Here is a 23,434-nt window from a genome sequence, read left to right as displayed (position 1 = left end):
AGGCTAGGGGCGACGGCCTCACCGGCCGCGGGGTTTTCCACAGGGGCGGCCGGGGCGAGGTAGCGTCGGCTCGTGAGCATCTGGATCGACCCGCCGGCGTGGCCCGCCCACGGACGGTTGTGGTCCCACCTGATCAGCGACACCTCATACGCCGAGCTGCACGACTTCGCCGCAGCGCAAGGGATTCCCCGTCGCGGATTCGAGGGTGACCACTACGACGTGCCGCAGGAACGGTACGCCGCGCTCGTCGCCGCCGGCGCCCAGGAGGTGCCGGGTAAGGAGATCGTGCGCATCCTGCAGCGCAGTGGACTGCGGATCCAGAAACGCAAGCACGAGAAGGTGATCCACTCGGTCCCTGAGGCGTCGTGGCTGCCTCCCGGCTCCCGGGCCGATGTCATCAGCTCGCGTCAGGCCGAGCCGCCCGCCAGCACGGTGGTCGTGCGCCTCGCCCTGGTGCGCGGCCCGGAGCTGCTCGTCCTGCAACGTCTCACCGGGGGACTCGACCTGCCGTCCGCCCCCGTGGGCGCCCTGTCCCCGCAGGATGCCCTGGGGCGGTTGCTCGCGGTGGTCGCAGGTCAGGGGCACCGCCTCGATCCCGAGCTGCTGGGGTACGTCCGGAACACCGTGCCGGTACCCGACGCCGACTACCCGTGGCCCGCGCCCAAGGCGTGCTTCGCCCTGTGGCACGCCGAGCTCGGCACCCGCGACGACCTGGGCACGGGCGTCGGGCGCTGGGTGCGTCGTGACGAGGCCGCCGAGGACCTCGGCGAGCGGCACTGGTGGCCGCTCGTCACCCACCTCCAGGAGTTCCCACGGTGATGCGGACTCCCTTGCGGCTGGACGACGTCAGGTTCGCCGACGGTTCTGTCGCGCACGTCGTGCTGACCGCGACCAACGAGCCCGCACCCGAGGCAGAGGTCTTCGCGGCCATGGTGGTGCTGCGTGACGTCCGTGGCTGGTGTGCCGTGACGTGGAGCCCCCGACGGGGCGAGTGGGGACCGCCGGGCGGGTGGCGCGAGCAGGGCGAGTCGGTCACCGAGTGCGTCGTGAGGGAGGTCGCCGAGGAAGTCGGCCTCGACCTCGACCCCGCGACCCTCGTGCCGGTCGGGCACGAGCAGTTCGAACCGGTCACGAGGACCGGGCGGTGGCCCCGCGACGGCGGTTACATGCAGCTGTATGCCGCCGAGTGGCCTGCCGTCGGGGACGAGCTCGTGGCTCGTGAGGACGATGCGCACGACCCGCAGTGGGTCGAGCCGCAGGAGTTCGAGGCGAGGGCGGGACAGCAGTTCTGGTGGCCCCTGGTCGCGGCCGGACTGGGCGGTTGACCCCCGGTCAGGGCGCTGCCAGGACCTCGAACTCACGGAGCAGGTTGGCGCGGGCGGCCCCCTCCCAGCGGTCGCGAGCCGTCTGCGTCGCGTAGATCGACTCGCGGTCGAGGAACGGCCGCAGGATCGCCGCCCGCCCGGCACGGAACGCGTCGTCGGGCACGGCGGCATACTCCGTGCGGACCTGGCCGGTGTACTCGGCGTAGCGCTCAGCAGGGGCGCCGAGGATCCACAGGTCGGCGTCGTGGAAGGCGGCGGCCAGGCCCCCGGCTCGCAGGTCGTGCGTGCTGGTGGCGAGGACCAGGTCGCGCACCGTCTCGATGTCGTCGGCGTCGAGGCGGAGGGCTTGCAGGTCGCGGAGGGCGAGGTCGGCGCTGTCGACCTCGTTCGACCCGCCGGGCGCCGAAGGGTCGTAGACGGCGTCGTGGAACCACCCCGCCAGTCGACCCAGCGCCCCTTCGCGGGCAGTGATCTCCTGGCCCTCCTCCAGCTCCTCGAGCGCCCAGAAGACCTCCACGAGGTGACGCGTGCCGTGGTAGCCGCGGTGCGGCTCGGTCCACCGCCGCATGAGGTCGGTGCCGATCGCCAGGACGGCGTCGTGGTGGGCGCCGGGAGCGAGCTCGGCGAGGTCGAGCTTCCACCAGGTGATGAGCGCAGGCACCCGTCGAGTGTTCCAGAGGTGGCGGCCCTGCGGGCCGACCCGGCTCAGCTCGACGTCTGCGCGCGGTGGCGCCGGACCTTGGCCCGGTCGCCGCAGGAACCCATGTCGCACCAGCGGCGGCGCTTGGTCCGGGAGCGGTCGAGGAAGGGGTGCGTGCAGGTCTCGTCGGCGCAGAACCGGACCACGGCCCCATCGGTCCGGTCGAACAGCTCGATCGCCGACCGGGCGACCGCCACGAGGCAGGCGCTGGCATCGCCGCGTGTCGTCCGGCGGCCGTTCCGGTCGAGGGACTCCACCGGACCCGTCCCGCGGACCGCGCGGTTGAGCGCGGTGCGGTGGTGATCGGGCAGGGGCGTGCCGTCGACGAGGCAACGGACGAGTGCGTACAGGTGCTCGCGCAGGGTGACGGCGGCCGTGAGGTCTGCTTCGTCCACGGTGGGGCGGCGGCTCACCAGGCCGGCGTCGACGTACCACCTGGCAAGCGTGTCCGTCGTCACGAGCTCGTCCTCGTCGCGGGTGCCCCGCTCGGTCACCGTGCCCACGAAGTCGAGGGCGGCGTTCCCTGCGACGTGGACCATTGACATGTCACCAGTTTGACTGGTTACACGAGGGCTGACAACCTCGACGCACTGTAACCGGTCAGAGGGGTGTCACATGGAGGGGCGACGGTTGCCGGTGTTCGTCGTGGCCGCCGTGCTCGTGCGCTCGATGGATGCCGGGGCCACGGTGGCCATGGTGCTGCTGTGCTCGGCGACCCACCTCCCGTCGCCACTGCGGACGGCAGGGGTTCTCGGGGCCGCGTTGACTGCCCCGCACGCCCTCGGCTTCCTCGTCGCGCCGGTCCTGGACCGCGCCCGTGACCCCCGGCTGGTGGTGGCCGGCGCTGCCGTCGCCTTTGCTGTCCTCCTCGGCACGGCCGGCGTGCTGCTGGGTCGGGTCGCGTTGCCCGTCGTGGTCCTCCTGGTCCTGGCAGCCGGGACGACCGGGCCCCTGCTGACCGGAGGGTTGAGCAGCATCCTCACCCAAGGGCCTGCGGGTGTGCCGACCCGCAGGCTCCAGGCTGTCGACGCGGTGACCTACGGCGTCTCCGGTGCCGTCGCACCGCTCCTGGTCGCCTTCGCTGCCAGCCTGCTCCTGCCAATGGGAGGCCTGCTGGCACTGAGCCTCGCCGGAGCGTCGGGTGGTCTGGGAGTCCTCGGCCTGCCCGCCGCGCGTGGTCGTGCGGCGGCGCCGGGACCGCCCGGACACGACGTGGTCGGGGTCCGAGCCGGCCTGGCAGCCGTGTGGCAGCACCGCGCACTGCGACGAGTGGCACTGCTGACGTGGCTCGCGGCGGCGGGCGTGGCTGCAGCGGTGCTGGCGGGCATCGGACTGGGCGAGGCGCGCGGCGCGGGCCGCGGCGGCTGGGTGGCCGGCGCGTTCGGGATCGGCAACCTCGCCGGGGCGCTCGTCCTCAGCGTGCTCCCGCCGAGCGTCCGGCCGGAGCGGGGCATGGTGGTCCTGACCGGTCTCCTCGTCCCGGCGCTGCTCTTCGCTGTCGCTTCCGGAGGTGCGATTCCCGCACTGCTCGCTGCGTATGCCGTCCTGGGGCTCGTCGTGGCGCCCCAGACGATGCTCAGCCTGGCTGCTCGCGGCGAGTACGCGCCGGCAGCGGCACGGAGCTCGGTCTTCGTCACCGTGGCGGGGACGAAGGTGGCCTGCTCCTCGGCCGGGACCGCGGTGGCCGGCACCGTCGTCGGCATGGGGGCGGACCGCCTGCTCGTGGGTGCTGCGGGAGTCGTCGCGGTCGGGGTGCCGCTCGTGTGTGGCGTCAGCCGTTCGCCGTCGCGAGGGCGCCCGGCAGCGGCTCGGCGTGGACGACGGTCAGCGCGGAGACTGCTCGGGTGAGGACGACGTAGAGGCGGCGCAGACCGGTGCGCTCGTCGGGCTCGGCAGCGGCGATGGCGGCAGGCTCCACGACGACGACCCTGTCGAACTCCAGCCCCTTGGCCACGGTGGCCGGCACGACATCCACCTGGTGGTCGATGTCTCCGTGGTCCTGACCCAGGACCCCGTGGTCGATCCCCTTGGCCCGCAACGACATGGAAAACCTTTCGACCGAGGCGTCCGGAACGATGACACCGATCGAACCGGGCTCCCGGACCTCACCTGCGACGACCCGGGCGACCGCGTCGAGCAGGTCGTCGCTGTCGACGGCCAGCACATCGAGCCGGCCCGGGTTGTCGCGCACGGACACCGGCGCACCGAGCCCGGCGGCCATGTGCGGCAGCAGCTGCGCGGCATACTCGATCACGCTGGCCGGCACGCGGAAGCCGCGGTCGAGCACCTCGATGTGGCTGCCGGGCTTGCCAAGGTGGGCCAGTGACGACTCCCACGAGTCGGTGGCCCAGGGGGTCGTGCCCTGGGCGATGTCGCCGAGGACGGTGGCGGCGCCCGTCGAGCAGCGTCGACCGACCGCGCGCAGCTGCATGGGCGAGAGGTCCTGCGCCTCGTCGAGCACCACGTGCCCCAGTGACGGCGTGCGGGCGATGTGGTCGGCGAGCTCGTCGAGCAGGACCGTGTCGGGACGTGACCAGCGGGCAGATCCCTTGCTGCGTGGGGGGTTCGGCCACACGAGGAGCGCCTGCTCCTCGGCGTTGAGGTGGTCCTCGGCGTGCCGTGCGAGCTCGGCCGCGTCGGACAGCAGCGAGAACAGCACCGCCTTGGCGTCGAGTGCAGGCCAGACCGATGCGGCGTACTTCTTGACGATGGTGCTTCGGGCCACGGTGTCCTGCACCCGGTCGTCAGGGGAGTCGCCGGCCTGCTCCATCTGCAGCAGCACGGCGTGCGCCAGGCGTTGCGGGAGCATCTGGCGGGCTGCGTCGTAGCGCACCCCGCGGGTCCGCAGCTCGTCCACGATCTCGTTGACCTCGTATGCGGGAACGCGCCACTTCCGCACACCGCGGGGGACGACGAGCGCCTCCGTCGCCGGGCGCACCTGTGACCAGACGGCGGCACGGAGGACCTCGGCGATGCGGGCGTCGCCCTTGAGGACGGCCGTGGCCGTGGAGTCGGTGCCGCGAACGGGGACCGAGGCGACGAGCTCCTCGATCGTCGTGTGGCCGACGGCCACCTCGCCTAGGGCGGGCAGCACGGCGCCGATGTGCTCGAGGAAGGCGCGGTTGGGGCCGATGACCAGCACGCCCGAACGGGCGAGCTTGTCGCGGAACGCATAGAGCAACCAGGCCGCCCGGTGCAGGCCGACGGCGGTCTTTCCGGTGCCGGGCGCGCCCTGGACGCAGATCGTCTGCTCGACGCCTGCCCGGACGATCTCGTCCTGCTCGGGCTGGATGGTGGCGACGATGTCGCGCATCGGCCCGACGCGCGGACGCTCGATCTCCTCCGCGAGGATCTGGCTGTGCACCTCGGGCTCGGCGCGGTCCTGGAGGTGCTCGTCCTCGTACGCCGTGATGGCGCCACGGTCGAGGCCGAAGCGCCGCCGCAGCACCACACCCATCGGCTCGGTCCGCGAGGCGCGGTAGAAGGCCGTGGACATCCCCGCACGCCAGTCGATGACCAGCGGGTCGCCGCGGTCGTCTGCGACGTGGCGACGGCCGACGTACCAGCGCTCGTCGCTGTCGGTGTCGATCCGGCCGAAGAACAACGTCGTCGACGGGTCGTCCTGCAACGACGCGGCCCGCAGGTGCAGGGTCCGGGCCAGGTGCTCGGCGGAGATCGGGTCGTGGGCCTGGACCTTCAGCGAGAGGGTCTGCTCGCGCATCCGGGCCAGAGCCGCCCGGGCGGTGCTGAGGTAGTCCTGCTCTCGCGTGAGTTCGGGGGCGGCAGACACAAGGACCCACCTTGCCACCGGATGCCCCGCAGGTCGAACGGATTACGCGTCCGCGACCTCGTGCTGGGGGCAGCGGGGTGAGTGCTGGCTCACCCCGCTGCCCCCAAGGCGAGCGGACGACGGACCGGGCGGCACCCCACCGGAGGGGAGGGGAGGCACCGCCCGGCCGTCACGGGTCCGGACTACTGCGTGGCGCCGGACTTGGCCACGAGGGTCGCGGTGAGGTCCAGCTGCTTGCCACCGCGCAGGACGGTGAGGGAGACCTTGTCGCCCACGCCCCGCTCGCGGATGTTGGCCACGAGTGCCAGGGCCGAGTCGACCCGGTCCCCGTCGACCGCGACGACCACGTCCCCCTTCTTGAGCCCCGCCTGGGCAGCGGGGGTGTTGGCCGACAGCTCGGACACCTGTGCCCCGGCCCGCTGGCTGGTGCCGTCGGAGGCGGTCCCGTCAGACAGGCTCACCCCGAGGAAGGCGTGCTCGGCCTTGCCCTTGTCGATCAGCTGGGTGGCGATCGACTTGGCCTCGTTCGCAGGGATGGCGAAACCGATGCCGATGCTCCCGCTCTGGCTGGAGCCGCTGGAGGAGCCGAGGCTGGCGATGGCCGAGTTGATCCCGATGAGCTGGCCGGAGGCGTTGACGAGCGCGCCGCCGGAGTTGCCGGGGTTGATCGCCGCGGACGTCTGGATCGCGTTGGTGACGACGTCGCCACCGCCGGTCTGGGTCTGCGGCGCCTGGCCCTGGCTGAACGGGTTCTGCTGCTGGCCCTGGCTGTTGTCCTCGGCTGCGGTGGTGACAGGACGGTTGAGGGCGCTGACGATGCCGGTGGTCACGGTGCCCGCGAGGCCGAGCGGGTTGCCGATCGCCATGACCGGGTCGCCCACCTTGATGGAGTCGGAGTTCCCGATCGCGATGGGGGTGAGGTTGCTGGGCGGGTTGGTCAGCGTGATGACCGCCAGGTCGGTGCTGGGGTCGGTGCCGGCGACGGTCGCGGCGTACGTGCGCCCGTCGTTGAGGGTCACGGTGAGCTTGGCATTCTGTCCTGCTCCCGCGACGACGTGGTTGTTGGTGAGGATGTGGCCCTTGCCGTCGATGACGACGCCGGAGCCCTGCCCCTCAGCCGAGCTCGAGGCCACGGTGATCGACACGACGCTCGGGGAGACCGCGGCAGCGGTGGCCGTCCAGTTCGGGTTCGTCGCGTTGGCCTGCACGACCGGGGCGCTGTTGGTGCCGCGGCCCAGCGTCGACGACGACGACGCGGGGGAGGATGCCTGCGTCCCATCGGTGAGCTGGGCCGCGGCGTAGGTGCCGCCACTCGCGAGGAGGGCAGCGAGCACCGCGACGGCAGTGAGTTCCGTCCATCGGCGCCGGTTGGCCGGCTGGGCGGGCTCTGCGCCGTCCCGCGTGAACGCGGGAGGGGGCGGCCCAGCCGGTGGCTGTGCGGTCTGGTCGCTGCTGCCGTACGCGCCGAAGGCGCTGGGGTAGCGCGGGTCGTGGGGGAAGGACTGGGTCTGGCCGTACCAGACGGGGGCCGTGTCGTCGGGTCGGGCGAACGGCTCGGTGGGCCCTGCGGGGGACTGCTGGGCAGCTGCGGCAGGGACCGCGGCAGGCGTCTCGTCGGGCCGCTGGGGAGGCTGGCCGCCCTCACCGGCGCTGCCCGGCTGGGTTTCCTCGTGGATCTGGGTCATGGCTCTGCGCTCCTTGAGTGGCTTGATGACCTCAGTCAACAAGCCCGACGTCAAGGAGTGCTGGGCGCAGGCTGGGAGTTTGCTGTGGGCAGCTCCACGACGAACGTCGCACCACCGCCAGGCGTCTGGGCGACGCCGATCCGGCCGGAGTGACCGGCGACGATGGCCGCCGCGATGGCCAGCCCGAGCCCGTTGCCGCCGCCGCTGCCGCGGCCGCGGGAGGGGTCGGCGCGGAAGAAGCGCTCGAACACCTTCTTCGCCTGGTCCGGGTCGACACCGGGGCCGTGGTCACGCACCTCCACCACCGCCATGCCGTCCGCGCGGCGAAGGCCCACGGCCACCTCGACCGGTGACCCGTGCGGGGTGTGGTTGAGCGCGTTGGAGAGCAGGTTGGCCAGGAGCTGGCGCAGCTTGGCGTCGTCGCCCGGCACGGTCGTCGACGTGAGCGGCCCTTCGAGGCCGGTCACGGTGATGGCACGGGTGGTGTCGATGGCGCGCGCGTCCTGGGCGGCGTCGGCGGCGAGCACGAGCAGGTCGACGTCTGAGATCTGCAGGGGCCGTTCGTCGTCGAGGCGTGCCAGCATCAGCAGGTCCTCGACCAGGCCGCTCATGCGGCCGGCCTCGCCCTCGATCCGCGACATGGCGCTCGCGACGTCGGCCGGCTCCCGGACGGCACCCTGGCGGTAGAGCTCGGCGTAGCCGCGGACCGCGGCCAAGGGGGTGCGCAGCTCGTGGGACGCGTCGGCGACGAACTGCCGCATGCGTTCCTCGGACTGCTCACGCTGGGCGAACGACGCCTCGATCTGGGCGAGCATGACGTTGAGCGAGCGGGACAGCGAGGTCACCTCGTCCTTGGCCGTTCGGGTCGGTATGCGCCGGGTCAGGTCCCCGGCCGCGATCGCCGATGCCGTGTCCTCGATCTGGCGCAGCGGACGGAAGGCGCGTTGCACGGCATACCATCCGCCGGCGGCGCAGGCGATGAGGACGCTGAGTCCGATGAGGAGCTCGACCAGGACGAGCTTGCTCACGGTGCGGTCGACGCTGCGCAGCGGGACGGCCACGACCACGACGGCGTGGCTGCCACCCAGGGCTCCGGCGATGGCGCGCCATTTGAGATCCCCCTCCTTGGACGCGATGGTGAAGGGGTCGCCGGTGCGCACCTGGGTGCTGTCGACGGTGAGCGGCGGGATCGCAGGGTGCATGGGCTCGCCGATGGGGTTGGCGGCGATCGGGGCCCGCCCGTCGTTGGGCAGGATGACGAACGCGTAGCCGTTCGGGATGCCCTCGCTGATCGCGCTGCCGAGGTCGTTGAAGGCCTGCCTCGCCACGGGTTCGGCCGCGAGGCGCAGCTGCTGGTCGACGCGGCTGATGAGGTCCCGGCGCATGAGCACCGCCGTGGCCGAGGCCGTGAGGGTCAGGGCCAGCAGGAGGAGCACGAGCATCACCGCGATGAGGCGCAGTCGAAGTGGCAGCGCCTCGAGCTTGCGGGAGGCCCGGTCCAGAGCCCGTCGGTGCGGTGGCGGAGTCGATCCGGCCGTCACCTACGCCGCCGGGGGCTTGCGCAGGACGTACCCCACGCCGCGCTTGGTGTGGATCAGGGGCGGCAGGCCGTCGGTGTCGATCTTGCGCCGTAGGTAGGAGATGTAGGACTCGACGATGCCGCTCTCGCCGCGGAAGTCGTAGTCCCAGACGTGGTCGAGGATCTGCGCCTTCGACAGCACGCGGTTGGGGTTGAGCATGAGGTAGCGCAACAGCTTGAACTCGGTGGGGGACACGTCGATCGAGCGGGTGCCGCGCCTGACCTCGTGGGAGTCCTCGTCGAGCTCGAGGTCCTCGAAACGCAGCGCTGAGGAGTCGTCGACCTCGCCGCGGGTGCGCCGCAGCACCGCCCTGATGCGCGCCACGACCTCCTCCAGGCTGAACGGCTTCGTGACGTAGTCGTCGCCCCCGACGGTCAGCCCCTTGATCTTGTCGTCCAAGGAGTCTCGCGCGGTGACGAAGACGATCGGCAGCTGGCGTCCGGTGTCACGCAGCTTGCGGGTCACGGTGAACCCGTCCATGTCCGGGAGCATCACGTCGAGGACGACCAGGTCCGGCTGGTGCGCGGTGGCCAGGTTGAGGGCGGTGGCGCCGTCGGCGGCGACATGGACCTCGAAACCCGCGAAGCGCAGAGACGTGGCGAGCAGCTCACGGATGTTGGGCTCGTCCTCAACGACGAGCAGGCGGGCTTCCGGCGCGGCATGGTTCACGCCCACCAGTGTCGGTGCAGAGTCTGGGAGTTGCCTGTATGCCGACTGGGTGCGTGGCGAGCGGCGCCCTCCCGTCGAAGGGAGGGCGCCGTTCGTGTCGGTCAGGAAGGGCGGTGACCGGGTCGGTTCAGAACCGGATGAACGAGTCGAACTGGCCGTGGGCCGAGCCGCGGCTGACGGTGCGGGTGCCGTAGTGCTCCGGGTTCGACCAGTTGTACTCCTCCACGACGAAGGTGCCGTTGGCGTTGACCCGGGCGACGTAGGCGACATGGCCGAAGCCGCCGGCGTCGCTCTGGGCGATGTCGCCGACGTGGGGGGTGCTGCTCACGGGGACGCCGGCTGCGCGAGCCGCGTCGTCCCAGTGGTTGGCGTTGCCCCAGTGCTGGCCCTTGTAGGAGTTGGTGAAGCCCACGTGCTTGACCGAGCGGGCGCGGAACGCGGCGAACGAGGTGCACTGGCCCTTGTAGAAGTTCCAGGGGTCGACGCCCGAGGTCTGGCCGCTGTAGGGGTAGTTGTTGCCGATGACGCCGCTGGGCGTGCCGGGCGCCGGGGTGGAGCCACCGCACGTGGGCGCGACCCGGCCGTCGGAGCCGGTGTAGATGTAGGCGTCGGAGACGAAGCGGCCGGTGCCGATCTTGTCCCAGATGTTGGAGGTGCCGTAGGTGCCCTTGACGGAGCTGCCCGTGGTCTGGCAGATGATGTTGACCTTCGTCCCCTTGGCCACGGTCCCGACCTTGGCGTAGCTCGTGCCGGGGCCCTTGCGGACCGACAGGCTGGCGGCGGAGGTCCTCACGGTGCCCGTGGCGGCGTCGGCCGCGAGGGCGATGCCCCCGGCCAGGCCGAGACCGGCGATGGAGGCGACGGCGAAGCGGACGGGCTTGCGGGTGATGGCGGTGCTGAGCATGGCGGTGATCCCCTCGGTGTTGGCGCCCGACCACCTCGGCCCGGCTGCTGACCCGAAGGTAGGAGGGGGAGGACCGCCGCGGCGATGGGGAGAGCTCCCCATCAGGTCCCGAGTATGGTTACGGCGCGCTGCCGAATCGCATTGCAGCACAACAGTTTTCATACGGTGCCTACGGCGAGCTCGGATGGGAAGGGGAGCGCTCCCCAGCCATCGAAAGGTGGCGATCTGCCGCTTCACCGGCCGGCGAAGCGGCAGATTCCCACCCTTCGGCGGGAGGGCGAGGTCAGGCGGGCACGTCGCCGAGGTCGTCTGCGTCGACGATGCGGTAGGCGTAACCCTGCTCGGCCAGGAAGCGCTGGCGGTGTGCGGCGAACTCGGCGTCGACCGTGTCGCGGGAGACCACCGAGTAGAAGTGCGCCGTGCGGCCGTCGCCCTTGGGCCGGAGCACCCGGCCGAGGCGCTGGGCCTCCTCCTGGCGAGAGCCGAAGGTGCCGCTCACCTGGATGGCGACACTGGCCTCCGGGAGGTCGATCGAGAAGTTGGCGACCTTGGAGACGACCAGCAGGTCGATCTCGCCCACCCGGAACGCCTGGAACAGCTTCTGCCGCTCCGACACCGAGGTCTCGCCCGTGATCATGTCGGCCCCGAGCCGCTGGGACAGCTCGTCGAGCTGGTCGAGGTACTGCCCGATGACGAGGGTCGGTTCACCGCGGTGCTGGGCGACGATCTTCTCGACCACGGGGATCTTGACCGGGCTGCACGAGGCGAGGCGGTAGCGGTCCTCGGGCTCCGCCACGGCATACGCGAGGCGCTCGCTGTCGGGGAGGGTGACGCGCACCTCGACGCAGTCGGCGGGCGCGATGTAGCCCTGCGCCTCGATGTCCTTCCACGGGGCGTCGTAACGCTTGGGACCGATGAGGGAGAAGACGTCGGCCTCGCGACCGTCCTCGCGCACCAGCGTCGCGGTGAGGCCCAGGCGCCGTCGCGCCTGCAGGTCGGCCGTCATCCGGAAGATCGGCGCGGGCAGCAGGTGGACCTCGTCGTACACGATGAGGCCCCAGTCGCGTGCGTCCAGCAGGTCGAGGTGGGTGTAGACGCCCTTCCGGCGGGTCGTCAGCACCTGGTAGGTCGCGATGGTGACGGGGCGGACCTCCTTGCGGGCACCGGAGTACTCGCCGATCTCTTCCTCCGTGAGGCTGGTGCGCTTGAGCAGCTCGTCACGCCACTGCCGGGCGGAGACCGTGTTGGTCACGAGGATCAGCGTCGTGGCCTTGGCCTGTGCCATCGCCCCGGCACCGACGAGGGTCTTGCCGGCGCCACAGGGAAGCACCACGACGCCGGAGCCACCGTGCCAGAAGCCGTCCACCGCCTGCTGCTGGTAGGGCCGCAAGCTCCAGTCGGCGTTGTCGAGGTCGATGCGGTGCGCCTCGCCGTCGACGTACCCTGCCTCGTCCTCGGCGGGCCAGCCGACCTTGAGCAGCTCCTGCTTGAGGTGGCCGCGCTCGGATGGGTGCACGAGGACGCGGTCGGCGTCGATGCGCTCGCCCATGAGCGGCTTGATCTTCTTGTGCCGCAACACTTCTTCGAGTACCGGTCGGTCGGTCGTGCGCAGCAGCAGGCCGTGCTCGGGGTCCTTCTCCAGGGTGAGGCGGCCGTACCGGTCCATCGTGTCGGCGACGTCCACGAGCAGGGCGTGCGGCACGGCATACCGGCTGAAGGTGATCAGGGCGTTGACCACCTGCTCGGCGTCGTGGCCGGCGGCGCGGGCGTTCCACAGGCCCAACGGGGTGACGCGGTAGGTGTGGATGTGCTCGGGAGCGCGCTCGAGCTCGGCGAAGGGGGCGATCGCCCGTCGCGCCTCCTCGGCACGCGGGTGGTCGACCTCCAGCAGCAGCGTCTTGTCGCTCTGGACGATCAGGGGGCCGTCGGTCACGGGCTGGTCGACCCGCTCCCGGTGGACACGGCGAGACCGATGACCAGGGCGAAGCCCACGACGACCAGGGCGATGGTGACCCCGAGGGCGATCCAGCCCCACCTGGTCCACTTCGCCATCTCGGACGGCTCGTCCTTCTTGGTCACCGCGATGATCGCGAAGACGAGCGCTGGGATGCCCAGGCCGCACCCACCGATGGTGAGCAGCCCGGACACGACCAGGAGGGCGATGGAGCCGCCGCTGAGCGAGCCACCCGTCGCGTACCCGACCGGGGCGCCATACGGCTGCTGTCCGTAAGCCGGCTGTCCGTATGCCTGCTGACCGTAGGCCGGCGGCTGGCCGTAGGCGGGTGCCTGGCCGTACCCCGGGGGCACAGGGGCAGCGGATGCCCCGTGCTGGGCAGCGACCTCGTCCTGGCTCGGGTACTGCTGTGCGGTGGGCGGCGAGGCGTACGGGTTCTGTGGCGAGGCATCGCCGGCTGGGGAGGCGTAGGGGTTCTGCGGCGACGCGCCGGGCGGCGGCGAGGCGTAGGGGTTCTGCGGCACCGGGGGCTCGCCGCCCGGAGCCGGGGGCGGCGGGGGCACCGGGGAGTCGGTGGGGACCTGCCGGGTGTCACCACCGGTGGGCAGCTGCACGGTCGGCTCGGGGGTGCCCGAGGACGACGGCGGGCCGTAGGACGGCACGTCGCTGGGGGCGGTGGGGTCGCGGAAGACCTCGTCTCCGAGGTCCTCGGAGCCGTCGTTCCTGGGGGTGTCGCTCATGCGATGTCCTTGCGCCGGTCTGGTACTGGCGTCAAATCTAACCTGCGCCGTGATGACCTGTGGTCGGCAACCACCGAATGGGGCAGGTGGCAGGATCAGGCTGTGACCACCGGACTGCCGCAGCTCGAGCCCGCCAGCGACCTGCCGGACGCCGTGACCATCTACGAGGTGGGTCCGCGGGACGGGCTGCAGAACGAGAAGACCGTCGTCCCTGCGCAGGTGAAGGCGGAGTTCGTGCGCCGCCTGGCCGCGGCCGGGCTGGAGACGATCGAGACCACGTCGTTCGTGCCGGCGGCCTGGGTGCCGCAGCTCGCCGATGCCACCGAGGTGCTCGGGCTGCTCGGTGATGCAGGCCTGGGGCCGCGACGCCCGGTGCTGGTGCCCAACGAGCGAGGGCTCGACCGGGCCCTGGCTGCCGGGGTGGGCGCCGTCGCGGTCTTCGGCAGCGCGACGGAGACGTTCGCCCGCAAGAACCTCAACCGCACCGTCGCCGAGTCCATCGACATGTTCGCCCCGGTCGTGGACCGCGCGCGCCAGTCGGGGCTGTGGGTCCGCGCCTACCTCTCGATGTGCTTCGGCGACCCGTGGGAGGGCCCGGTCCCGGTCGAGCAGGTCGCCGACGTCGCAGCGCGGCTGATGGACCTGGGTGCAGACCAGCTCTCCCTCGGCGACACCATCGGGGTCGGCACCACCGGGCACGTGAGCCGGCTGCTCGACGCCCTGGAGGCACGCGGCATACCGGTCGAGCGGATCGGGGTGCACTTCCACGACACGTACGGGCAGGCGCTGGCCAACACCATGACGGCGCTGCGCCACGGCGTGACCGTCGTCGACGCCTCCACCGGCGGCCTCGGGGGATGCCCCTACGCCAAGAGCGCCACCGGCAACCTCGCCACCGAGGACCTCGTGTGGGCCCTCGACGGCGCTGGTGTCCACACCGGCGTCGACCTCGCCTCGCTCGTGGAGACGAGCACCTGGATGGCCGGGCAGCTCGGTCGGCCCTCGCCGTCCCGGGTCGTCAAGGCGCTCGCCGGCAGCGACTGACGTCCCGGGGTCGGGCGGTCGTCAGGTGACCGCGGCACCGGTGACCCGGTGGATGGACAGGGTCCGGCTCAGGCCCTCCGCCGTGCCGTGCACCCGTCCGCCCTCGACGCGTTCGGGGTAGAACAGCAACCGCTGCACGCGTCCGTCGGCGTCGGAGTAGCCAAGCCACACCGCCTGCCGGTCGGCGGCGGCGTCCCGGAGCACGGCCAGGGTCGTGGTCGGGTCGGTGCTCGGCAGGCTGGGCCCCGGACGGGTGGCGACCTGTTCGCGGTGGTAGTCAGCTGCCTGCTCGCCCGCGCGCAGCGCGCCGACGAGGGTGGTGACGAGCTCGTCGTCGACGCCCGTGGCGGTGACAGGGGAGGTGCGACGCTGCAGGGGAGTACGGTGCCGGCCCGCCTGGGGGACGACGATGCCGCCGTCGGGGGTCTCGGCCGCAGGCGCAAAACCGTTCTCCCGCAAGAAGTCCACGACCATCTCGGCCGCGACGGGGGACACCAGGACGGTCGGCGCGATGCTTCGCAGCTGCAGGGGCGACAGCTCGCGCTCGGCGAGCATGGCGCCGAGCGTGGTCTCGTCGTCGCAGCGGATGTAGGCGCGCATCGCCCCGACCCGGGCCTGGCCGTGGCGACGGGCGACGTCCCGGACCAGGTAGTCCAGGGGCTGGGGCACCGGGGTGTGGCTGGCGTCGCTGAGCGCACCCACGACCTGGTCGACCGACCAGCCCGCGTCGAGGGCGCGACGCACGGAGTCGGGGGTGAAGCGGTAGACCGTGGCGCCTCCTCGGGACTCGATGTCGGCGACGAGCCGCATGAACGTGGCAAGGCTGCCGGCCAGTGGACCGGGCGCGACGGCGGTCAGGTCGGCCTGCAGGAGGACGTGCTCGACCGGGTCAGGCAGGTGCGGCTGCATCGCGGCGGCGAGGGCCGACTCGTCGCGGCCCTCGAGCAGGGCGCGGCCGGCGCTGGACAGGGCCCCGCGGCCGGTGACCCCGAGCCACTCGGCCTCGCGCAGCACGGCGGTGATGACGACGTCGAAGGTGCCGGGGACGCGCCGCGGTCGCCGCCAGCGCAGCGCCGTCGCGACGGACGCGGGAGTGGGTGAGAGGCCGCTCGGCGCACCGCTGAACTGGTCCAGCACGTCGCGCCGCAGTCCTCGGGCGGGTGGCCAGTGGGCGTCCGGGCCCAGGGCGTTGACCGTTCCGGAGGCTCCGGCCGGGGTGGTCCCGACCAGGTGCGGTGCGCGTGTGGTCAGGAGCCAGGCGCGGGCCACGGCGGCCCAGCGCTGGTCGCCGGGCTGCTGCTGCCACTCGTCGTACGCCGGGGTCGGCGCCCACGACGGGTCCAGTGAGCCGTCGTCCGCGAGGAGGCCGGCGGCATACGCGAGCTCGACCACGAAGGCCGCCCGCGCCTCGTCCACGTCGAGGACGGAGCCGACCCGCTTGAGGTCGCGCACGGCCAGCCCACCCGACCGCAGGACGCGCGGTGGCCGCAGTCCCCACTCCGCGGCGAGCTCGTCGACGAGGGCGAGCAGGTCGGTGACCTGCTGGCCGGCTGCGGCGTCGATGGTGTCAAGCGCCCGGTCCTGCCCGTCGAGGACGGGGGAGGCGAGGGCCGGCTCGGCGTGGCTGCGGCCGCCACGCAACGCCAGGGCCACCTCACGAGGCAGGGCCAGCTGGTCCCCGCCGGCGGGGCGGACCAGGTGCTGCTCGAGGAGCCAGCGGGCGCCCACAGCCACCCGGTCAGGCGTGCCTGCTGGCAGGACCGCGACGGGCGGGCCCCAGGTGAGGCGGTCGAGGATGGCGCGGGCGGCAGGCGGGGCGTCGGCCACCGCCTTCGTGACGTCGTCAGGGGCCGGCGCCGGGTCCGCGCCGGGAAGGTCCACCGCGTGCGGTCCCAGGCCGGCCGGGTGCACGAGCACCTCACTGACCGTGCGGACGACTCGGAGGCCCTCGGGGCTGCGCCACAGCAACGCCAACGACCACAGGTCGTCCAGGAGCGGGGAGACCGTGCCGGCGGTGGCGCCCAAGAGGGCGGCGACCGTAGCGGGCTCGACCGCGGACGACGAGGTCTCGGGGGCTGCGAGCGCGGCCTCGAGGACCTGGAGGTGGGCGAGGTCGAGGGAGTCCACGGCCCGCTGCACGCTCGCGCGGGTGCTGGCTCGGGCGGCCAGCGCGGACAGGTCGGCAGGGGCTGGGCGGGCGAGGTCCTGGCGGCGGTGCAGCAGCTCGCGCAGCTCGCCGTCGGTGCGTCCCCGGACGTCGTCAGCCATCGACCGGACGGTCACGGGCTGCGGACGGGTCTTCGGGGGCACCGCACCACGGTAGTCGGCCACCGACCGGCGGCGTGCCACGCGACCGGCGACCGGTCGAGCCCAGCCGGGTCGAGCGAGTCGGACCGAGCCGAGGCGAGCGGGTCGGATCGTCAGTCAACGCACAGGTTCGCGGCCGATACTGGACAGGAGCGAGAGGAGCCGCCATGTCCGAGCCCACCGGGCCCACCGGACCCACCAGGCCGATGCCCGCGGCCCCACCGCCAGCCGCCCAGCCCGGCCCGCCACAGCCCGGCTCGCCTCCACCCGGTCCGGCGCAGGCTGGTCCGGCGCAGACTGGTCCGCTCCACCCCGGGCAGCCCGGCGCCCCCGTGGCTGCTCAGCCCGGCAGGCCGCCGAAGGGGCCCAACCTGTTTCGCCAGGCGACGTCCACCACCGGAGGCACGATCGCGCTCATCGTCGCGGCCGGCCTGGCGCTGCTGCTCGTCCTCGGTGTGGCCGGGGTGGGGGCCGTGGCCGTCGCGCGGGCGGTGGTCGGCCACCACGACCGCACGGACCGGATGGAGCAGATGCGTGACCAGGGTGAAGGTGGCCTGCCCCCGGGGCCGCAGCGGCGCCTGGACAGGGGGAACGGTGCTGCGCCCGGTGGCGGCATGGGGTCGATGATGGGTGGGCTCGGCGCGCTCGGCAACGTCCAGCACGGTGAGTTCACGGCGCAGGATGCTGCTGGCACGTCGGTCGTCATGACCGTCCAGCGGGGTACGGTCACGGCTGCCTCCACCTCTTCGGTCTCGGTCAAGAGCGCCGACGGGTTCACCGCCACGTATGCCGTCGACGGCTCCACCCGCGGTGGCGCCACCAGCTGGACCAAGGGCGACTCGGTGCTCGTCGTGGCGCAGAAGGCCGGCGCCAGGGCCGTCCTCATCCGGGCAGCGCGCACCCCCTGAGCACCCCGAGGGTCTCGTGGTCGGGACGCAGAACTCACATTGAGGACTTAGGTCCCTAAAGGGGTCTGCGTCGTGGTCGTACGGTCGCTCTTGGGGCCGGTCGTCGCCCAGCCTGATGACGTCCACCCCAGTGCCACCACGTGAACACCCGGCGGAAGGCCCTCATGGGCACCTGCATGTTGTGGTCCTGCGAGACCACCCTGGCGGCTCGACCCATCAGTGCGTCGAGGGCGCGGGGCTTCGTCCGCGACTGCCTCGCCGAGCACGCCCTGTCGCACCTGAGCAGCGATGTCGAGCTGGTCGTGAGCGAGCTGTCCACCAACGCCGTGGTGCACACCGCGACCTCGTTCACGGTCCTGCTCCACGCGTACGAGGACACGTTGCTGCTGGAGGTCCGGGACGGCTCGAGGGTCGGACCGACCCTGGTGGCGGCCCAGGTCCTCGACACCAGCGGACGCGGCATGGCCCTGGTGGATGGGCTGGGTCGTGACTGGGGCGTCGACACCCACGCGGACGGTGGCAAGTCGGTGTGGGTCACCTTCAGCGTGCGGTGAGCGGCCAGTAGCGTGAGCAGATGAGCACCTCTCCCAGCGGCGAGCAGTGGACCCTTCGCCACGGCCGACAGGAGGCCACGATCGTCGAGGTCGGCGGTGGCCTGCGGACCTACACCGTCGACGGCGCGGATGTCGTGGCCGGCTACGACGAGGACGAGTTCTGCCTCGCCGGCCGCGGGCAGGTGCTGATGCCCTGGCCCAACCGGATCCGTGACGGGCGCTACTCCTTCGGCGGCGTGGACCACCAGCTCGCCCTCACCGAGATCCCCCTGTCCAACTCCAACCACGGACTGGTCCGCTGGCTCCCCTGGCAGCTGCACTGGCACGACGAGGACTGGTCCGCGTTGACCGTCCGCACCCGTCTGCACCCGTCGCCCGGCTGGAGCGGCACCCTCGACCTCAGCGTCAACTACGTCATGGACGACCTCGGTCTGTCCGTCAGCGTGCACGCCGCCAACGTGGGTGATGCACCTGCGCCTTTCGGGTATGGCGCGCACCCGTACGTCGCGTTGAACGACACCCACCTCGCCGACGTCGAGCTCAGCATCCCCGCTGCCCGTGAGGTCCGCGTCGACGAGCGGATGATCCCGACCACGACAGAACCGGTTCGTCCTGAGACGGACTTCCGCACAGCCCGGCCGTTGGGCAGCACGAGCCTCGACACGGCATACACGGACCTCGTGCGAACTCGCCCGGACGGGGCGTGGGAGGTCGTCGTCGGCGGGCTCGCGGGCGGCGACGTCCGGGTCTGGGGTGGCGAGGGCCTGGACTGGGTGCAGGTCTACACGGCCAAGGGCGCCGACTCGGGGGTGAACGGGACCAGGGGGATCGCGGTCGAGCCGATGTCGTGCCCGAGCAACGCCTTCAACTCCGGTGACGGGCTCGTGGTGCTCGAGCCCGGCCAGGCGTGGTCGGGCACCTGGGGGATCAGCCCGGGCCAGCTGGCCTGACGCGTCGTCGGCTGGGCTGGCGGGTGTCGTGTGCCGAGTCAGTCGGTCCGCGTGCTGACCGGTGCGGGCTGCGGGCCGGTGGCCACGCCGTCGCCCGGACCGGCCCCGGTGGGCTCGGTGAGGGCGACGACGGCCCCGGCCTGCACGCCGTTGACCAGTGGCGGGATCCGGCGCTCCACCGCGAGGGCGAGCCACGCCATGGCGCCGCAGCTGAGGACGAGCATGACGATGAACTCGGCGGACCAGTGGTGGCCCAGCATGAAGCCGGCCACCACCGGCCCGAGGATGGTGCCGGACTGGAAGGCCCCGGCGCTGACGGCGTTGTAGCGGCCGCGCAGGTGGTCAGGAGCCATGTCGTTGGTGATCGCCGGGATGGTCGGCTGGAGCAGGGTCTCGCCGAGCGCGAACAGCGCGTGGAAGGCGAGCACCCCTGCGGCGGCCACGAGGGTCCCGGGGGCGAACCCGGTCAGTCCCAGCATGACCCAGGCCCCCGCCCACAACCCGGCCATGACGAGCAGGACACGGGTGCGCCGGCGACCGGTGATGCGGTGCAGGACGGCGAACTGCAACCCGACGATCACCGCCGTGTTGAGGGCGAACGCGAAGCCGATCACCTCGGTCGGCACGGTGCTGATCTGGCGGGCGAAGGCAGGGAACCCGGCTTCCATCTGGCCGTAGCCCACGAAGGTGCCGAGGAAGGTCAGCGCGGTCATCCAGATCACCAGGGGCTGGCGGACGATCTGGAGGTAGGAACCACCGGAGCCGTCAGTGCCCTCGGGCTTCTCGGCCCGGCCGTGCACGTGGCGCAGCGGTCCGAGCAGCAGGGCGATGGGCACGAGCATGGACGCGGCGTCGGCCAGGAAGATCACGGTGAACGAGGACGGGTGGTGCACGTCGGCGTAGAGGCCACCGATGACGCCACCGAGGCCGATCCCGAGGTTGACCAGGGCAAAGTTGATGCCGAAGTACTGCTGGCGGGCAGGTCCCGTGGTCACGGCTGCCACGAGGGCGTTGAACGCCGGCCAGGACACCCCGAAGTTGAACCCGAGGAACACGAACGCCAGCGCCACGGTCCACGGCGTCGTCGCGAACGCCAGGACGACGCACCCCACCAGCTGGGCGCTCGTGGCGAACAGGAGCATCCACCGGGCGCCGACCCGGTCGGTCAGGGCGCCCCCGGGCCCGGTCACGGCGAGCGCGACCACCGCGATGAACGCCATCAGCGCGCCTGCGAGGTCCAGGGAGATGCCGCGGACCTCGTTGAGGTAGATCACGGTGAAGGGCAGCGTCAGGCCGCGGCCAAGCGTCTGGATCGCCACGGTCGACAGCAACCAGCGCCCCTCGACCGACAGGTCGCCCCAGAACTGGCGGACCCCTTGTTTCGGGGCCTGCTCAGGAGACTGCGGGGACGGGGACGACTCGCTCACCGGGACATCCTGCCGCACCCCACCGACAGTCCCGAACCGGTTTTCCCACCCGGCCACGGGTCCGGGTGGGCTGACGCGCCCAGCGCCCCGCGCGGCATACCGCAAAGGATTTGGCGCCACCCGATAGCCTTGTGACGCGCACAGAGCGCACCCAAACTTTTCGATGTAGAGGTGGACCAGTGCCCACTGGCAAGGTCAAGTGGTACGACGCGGAGAAGGGCTTCGGCTTCATCTCCGGCGACGACGGCAGCGACGTGTTCCTCCACGCGAACGCGCTGCCCGAGGGCGCGAGCACGCTCAAGGGCGGTGCGCGCGTCGAGTTCAGCGTGGCCGAGGGGCGTCGCGGGACCCAGGCGCTCGCGGTGACCCTGCTCGAGCCGGCGCCCAGCGTCACGGCCGGCAAGCGCGAGCAGAACCGCAAGTCGCCGGAGGATCTCGCGCCCCTCGTCGAGGACGCCATCAAGCTGCTCGACAGCACCAGCAACTCCCTGCGTCGCGGCCGCCGCCTCGACAAGGAGCACGGCACCAAGGTCGCCGCGGTCCTGCGCTTTCTCGCCGACCAGCTGGAGCCGTGAGGATGGCCACCCCGAAGAAGGACGCGGTGCTCGAGGCCGCCGTCGACCTCGCCCGCGAGGCTGCCGAGTCGATCGCGGAGTCCGGCACCGTCGGCGAGCACCTCGGTATGCAGCTCGAGGAGGAGCGCCTCGGCACGCACTACTTCGCGTGCACCGCGAAGGCGTACCCCGGGTGGCGCTGGGCGATCTCGGTCGCCCGCGTGCCCCGCGGCAAGGTCGCGACGGTGTGCGAGACCAACCTCGTCCCCGGCGACGGCGCGCTGCTGTCGCCGGAGTGGTTGCCGTACGCCGACCGCATCGCCCCCGGCGACCTCGGCGCCGGCGACGTCCTGCCCTACAAGGAGGACGACCCGCTGCTCGAGGCCGGGTTCGAGGCGACCGGTGACGAGGAGGTCGACGAGCTCGCGACGTACGAGCTCGGGCTCGGCCGCAAGCGCGTGCTGTCCGCCGAGGGTCGCGAGGCGGCGGCCCAGCGCTGGTACGAGGGCGAGAACGGCCCCAGCGCCGAGGTCGCCGAGAAGGCGTCCGCGCCCTGCTCGACCTGCGGGTACTTCCTCCCGATGGCGGGTGCCCTCCGGTCTTTTTTCGGCGTGTGCGCCAACGCCTGGTCGCCTTCCGACGGTCGCGTCGTGAGCCTTGACCACGGCTGCGGCGCCCACTCCGAGGTCGACGCCGAGCCGGCCGAGCACGTGCACACCGGCGAGCCCATCGTCGACGAGATGAGCTACGACCTCGTCTGACCGCGAGCGCTCCACCCCGTGCCCTTACCGCAAAACGCTGGTTGCGCGGCAACAGTCGGGTTAACGACCCGCGGTATGCCGCGCAACCAGCGTTTTGTGTGTCCACAGGGGTCGCAAGGATCCCTTGTCGTCCACAACGGGGCGTCTCGTTGCTCGTGACCGCCCCCTGCCTGACGTCATCGTCGGGTGATGGACGGACAGGTGGTGGCCCGGGTGGCGGCGAACGGTGGCGTCATCGGTGCAGGTGAGCTGGCCCATCTCCGTTGCTCCTCCGACGACGTGCAGCGCTGGGTTCGTCGGGGCGAGCTGGTCAGGGTCCGCAGGGGTGCCTACGTGGACCCGGCGCAGTGGGCCCGTGCTGGTGTCGACGAGCGCTATCGGCTGACCGTCCTGGCCGTGGCCCGGTCGCGAGGCGGGGCGGAAGTGGTGAGTCGGCACAGCGCGCTCGCGTTGTGGCGGCTGCCGCTGTGGGACGTCGACCGTGGACTCGTGGTCCTGTCCTCCGATGTCCAGGAGGCCGCCACCCGTGCCGGGCTGCGGGTGACACCGGTTCGCGGTCTGGTCGCGGTCAGGCGCATCAATGGTCTCCGGGTCCAGACGGTTGCGGACGCGGTGGTGACCACGTCGTCGTTCTCGATGGAGGGTGGGGTCGTGGCAGCGGACGCAGCTCTGCGCGCGGGGTCGTGCACGCTCGACGATCTCGAGGATGCCAGGGAGCGACTGTTGTCCAGCCTTCGTGGGCGAGCTCGGGTGAGGAAGGCGCTGGACTCCGTCGACGGGTCGAGCGAGTCCCCCGGAGAGAGTCGAACGCGACTGTTGCTCGTCGCGCTCGGACTCCCCGTCGAGCCGCAGTTCGAGGTCCTGGACGGCTGGGGTCGCGTCATGGCGCGCGTCGACTTCCTCGTCGCCGGACGCGTGGTCGTCGAGTTCGACGGGGCCGTCAAGTACGCCGGCGCAGATGGTCAGGCAGCGTTGGTGGCGGAGAAGCTGCGCGAGGACCGGCTGCGGGAGATGGGATTCGTGGTGATCCGGCTGACGTGGGCCGATCTGGCTCGCCCACACGAGGTTCGCCGTCGCATCGAGGCAGCGCTGCGTCGTGCAGCCGCCTGATGCTGTCCCGCCCAAGCGCAAAACGCCGGTTGCGCGGCATACCGCGGGTTGTTGTCCCAACTATTGCCGCGCAACCAGCGTTCTGCCGGGGAGCGGGCGTTTGAGGCGGCCGCGGGCGAGGGGTATGGAGCGGGGGCTACTCGGCGCCGGTGGCGTTGCCGCGGCCGCGGCGGACGTAGGAGAAGCCGAGCAGGCCCAGCACGATCGCGGCGACACAGGTCCACGGCCACCAGTGACGGTCGCCCTGGTGCAGGGACGGCACCGCGAGGATGATGCCGAGCGCCACGAACCAGCCGATGGTGCCCCAGAGCGTGACGGTCGCACTGCTCAGCGCCAGAGGCTGCAGCTCGTCCGGCTCGGCCACGACGCGGGCGGGCTCGGCCACAGGGACGCCAGAGGGCTCTCCCACGGGGTGGCCCGCGGGGTGTCGTGGCGAATCGGTCATGCGTGCAGCCTATCTTTCACACCGTCG

The 23,434-nt window shown here is 72.0% G+C and carries 22 protein-coding genes; 10 read left to right on the top strand and 12 right to left on the bottom strand.

Annotated elements, in window-relative coordinates; translation table 11 throughout:
• Positions 1-72 precede the first annotated feature (72 nt).
• Entirely contained in the window at positions 73-819 is a 747-nt protein-coding gene (locus ABEG17_RS05930) for a DUF4031 domain-containing protein (protein ID WP_406832359.1), read from the top strand.
• Positions 819-1,325: an NUDIX hydrolase gene (locus ABEG17_RS05925; protein WP_406833141.1), complete on the top strand. Its 507-nt coding sequence runs from the start codon at positions 819-821 to the stop codon at positions 1,323-1,325. The genes ABEG17_RS05930 and ABEG17_RS05925 overlap by 1 nt, the downstream gene beginning before the upstream one ends.
• Before the next feature lie 7 nt (positions 1,326-1,332).
• Here the strand turns inward: ABEG17_RS05925 and ABEG17_RS05920 are convergent, their stop codons facing one another.
• Positions 1,333-1,986 carry a hypothetical protein gene (locus ABEG17_RS05920; protein ID WP_406832358.1) on the bottom strand — a complete coding sequence of 218 codons (654 nt, stop codon included), beginning with the start codon at positions 1,984-1,986 and terminating at the stop codon, positions 1,333-1,335.
• 44 nt (positions 1,987-2,030) lie between these two features.
• The gene (locus ABEG17_RS05915) at positions 2,031-2,570 is read right to left on the bottom strand and encodes a CGNR zinc finger domain-containing protein (RefSeq protein ID WP_406832357.1); all 540 of its coding nucleotides are present in this window, start codon (positions 2,568-2,570) and stop codon (positions 2,031-2,033) included.
• A 70-nt stretch (positions 2,571-2,640) separates the two neighbouring features.
• Here ABEG17_RS05915 and ABEG17_RS05910 point away from each other — a divergent pair, with 70 nt between their 5' ends.
• Complete coding sequence (locus tag ABEG17_RS05910; RefSeq protein WP_406832356.1) at positions 2,641-3,873, top strand: hypothetical protein; 1,233 nt, start codon at positions 2,641-2,643, stop codon at positions 3,871-3,873.
• Here ABEG17_RS05910 and ABEG17_RS05905 read toward each other — a convergent pair.
• The 7 genes from ABEG17_RS05905 to ABEG17_RS05875 form a co-directional block, all read right to left on the bottom strand.
• Positions 3,797-5,815: a HelD family protein gene (locus tag ABEG17_RS05905; RefSeq protein WP_406832355.1), complete on the bottom strand. Its 2,019-nt coding sequence runs from the start codon at positions 5,813-5,815 to the stop codon at positions 3,797-3,799. The genes ABEG17_RS05910 and ABEG17_RS05905 overlap by 77 nt on opposite strands.
• Positions 5,816-5,997: 182 nt before the next feature.
• On the bottom strand, positions 5,998-7,500 hold the full coding sequence (locus ABEG17_RS05900) for a S1C family serine protease (protein ID WP_406832354.1): 1,503 nt from the start codon (positions 7,498-7,500) through the stop codon (positions 5,998-6,000).
• A gap of 50 nt (positions 7,501-7,550) precedes the next feature.
• Entirely contained in the window at positions 7,551-9,041 is a 1,491-nt protein-coding gene (locus ABEG17_RS05895; protein WP_406832353.1) for a sensor histidine kinase, read from the bottom strand.
• A complete protein-coding gene (locus ABEG17_RS05890; protein WP_406832352.1) occupies positions 9,042-9,749 on the bottom strand; it encodes a response regulator transcription factor in 708 nt (235 codons plus the stop codon).
• A 127-nt stretch (positions 9,750-9,876) separates the two neighbouring features.
• Complete coding sequence (locus ABEG17_RS05885) at positions 9,877-10,653, bottom strand: CHAP domain-containing protein (RefSeq protein WP_406832351.1); 777 nt, start codon at positions 10,651-10,653, stop codon at positions 9,877-9,879.
• Positions 10,654-10,936: 283 nt separating this feature from the next.
• The gene (locus ABEG17_RS05880) at positions 10,937-12,586 is read right to left on the bottom strand and encodes a DNA repair helicase XPB (RefSeq protein WP_406832350.1); all 1,650 of its coding nucleotides are present in this window, start codon (positions 12,584-12,586) and stop codon (positions 10,937-10,939) included.
• A complete protein-coding gene (locus ABEG17_RS05875) occupies positions 12,583-13,347 on the bottom strand; it encodes a hypothetical protein (RefSeq protein WP_406832349.1) in 765 nt (254 codons plus the stop codon). The genes ABEG17_RS05880 and ABEG17_RS05875 overlap by 4 nt, the downstream gene beginning before the upstream one ends.
• Before the next feature lie 102 nt (positions 13,348-13,449).
• On the opposite strand from ABEG17_RS05875, the gene ABEG17_RS05870 reads away from it, so the two are divergent.
• Positions 13,450-14,391 carry a hydroxymethylglutaryl-CoA lyase gene (locus ABEG17_RS05870; RefSeq protein WP_406832347.1) on the top strand — a complete coding sequence of 314 codons (942 nt, stop codon included), beginning with the start codon at positions 13,450-13,452 and terminating at the stop codon, positions 14,389-14,391.
• 21 nt (positions 14,392-14,412) lie between these two features.
• Here ABEG17_RS05870 and ABEG17_RS05865 read toward each other — a convergent pair whose 3' ends face one another.
• Positions 14,413-16,701: a helicase-associated domain-containing protein gene (locus ABEG17_RS05865; protein WP_406832346.1), complete on the bottom strand. Its 2,289-nt coding sequence runs from the start codon at positions 16,699-16,701 to the stop codon at positions 14,413-14,415.
• 164 nt (positions 16,702-16,865) lie between these two features.
• Here ABEG17_RS05865 and ABEG17_RS05860 point away from each other — a divergent pair, with 164 nt between their 5' ends.
• The 3 genes from ABEG17_RS05860 to ABEG17_RS05850 all read left to right on the top strand — a co-directional run bounded on the left by ABEG17_RS05860 (position 16,866) and on the right by ABEG17_RS05850 (position 19,110).
• Positions 16,866-17,606 (top strand): hypothetical protein, encoded by a 741-nt coding sequence (locus tag ABEG17_RS05860; RefSeq protein ID WP_406832345.1) that lies wholly within the window; start codon positions 16,866-16,868, stop codon positions 17,604-17,606.
• 140 nt (positions 17,607-17,746) lie between these two features.
• On the top strand, positions 17,747-18,160 hold the full coding sequence (locus ABEG17_RS05855; protein ID WP_406832344.1) for an ATP-binding protein: 414 nt from the start codon (positions 17,747-17,749) through the stop codon (positions 18,158-18,160).
• A 20-nt stretch (positions 18,161-18,180) separates the two neighbouring features.
• Positions 18,181-19,110 carry an aldose 1-epimerase family protein gene (locus ABEG17_RS05850; RefSeq protein ID WP_406832343.1) on the top strand — a complete coding sequence of 310 codons (930 nt, stop codon included), beginning with the start codon at positions 18,181-18,183 and terminating at the stop codon, positions 19,108-19,110.
• Between the two features lie 38 nt (positions 19,111-19,148).
• Here the strand turns inward: ABEG17_RS05850 and ABEG17_RS05845 are convergent, their stop codons facing one another.
• On the bottom strand, positions 19,149-20,537 hold the full coding sequence (locus tag ABEG17_RS05845) for an MFS transporter (protein WP_406832342.1): 1,389 nt from the start codon (positions 20,535-20,537) through the stop codon (positions 19,149-19,151).
• A gap of 179 nt (positions 20,538-20,716) precedes the next feature.
• On the opposite strand from ABEG17_RS05845, the gene ABEG17_RS05840 reads away from it, so the two are divergent.
• The 3 genes from ABEG17_RS05840 to ABEG17_RS05830 all read left to right on the top strand — a co-directional run bounded on the left by ABEG17_RS05840 (position 20,717) and on the right by ABEG17_RS05830 (position 22,962).
• Complete coding sequence (locus ABEG17_RS05840) at positions 20,717-21,112, top strand: cold-shock protein (RefSeq protein WP_406832341.1); 396 nt, start codon at positions 20,717-20,719, stop codon at positions 21,110-21,112.
• A 2-nt stretch (positions 21,113-21,114) separates the two neighbouring features.
• Positions 21,115-21,852 (top strand): DUF3027 domain-containing protein, encoded by a 738-nt coding sequence (locus tag ABEG17_RS05835; RefSeq protein WP_406833140.1) that lies wholly within the window; start codon positions 21,115-21,117, stop codon positions 21,850-21,852.
• Positions 21,853-22,041: 189 nt separating this feature from the next.
• Complete coding sequence (locus tag ABEG17_RS05830; RefSeq protein ID WP_406832340.1) at positions 22,042-22,962, top strand: hypothetical protein; 921 nt, start codon at positions 22,042-22,044, stop codon at positions 22,960-22,962.
• A 136-nt stretch (positions 22,963-23,098) separates the two neighbouring features.
• On the opposite strand, the gene ABEG17_RS05825 is transcribed toward ABEG17_RS05830, so the two are convergent.
• Positions 23,099-23,407, bottom strand: a complete 309-nt coding sequence (locus tag ABEG17_RS05825; protein ID WP_406832339.1) for a DUF2530 domain-containing protein — start codon at positions 23,405-23,407, stop codon at positions 23,099-23,101.
• Positions 23,408-23,434 lie beyond the last annotated feature (27 nt).

The sequence above is a fragment of the Pedococcus sp. KACC 23699 genome, from assembly GCF_045348425.1.
GTDB lineage: Bacteria > Actinomycetota > Actinomycetes > Actinomycetales > Dermatophilaceae > Pedococcus.
Note: the sequence above shows the minus strand (reverse complement) of the source record. Positions and strands in the feature narration are given on the sequence as shown.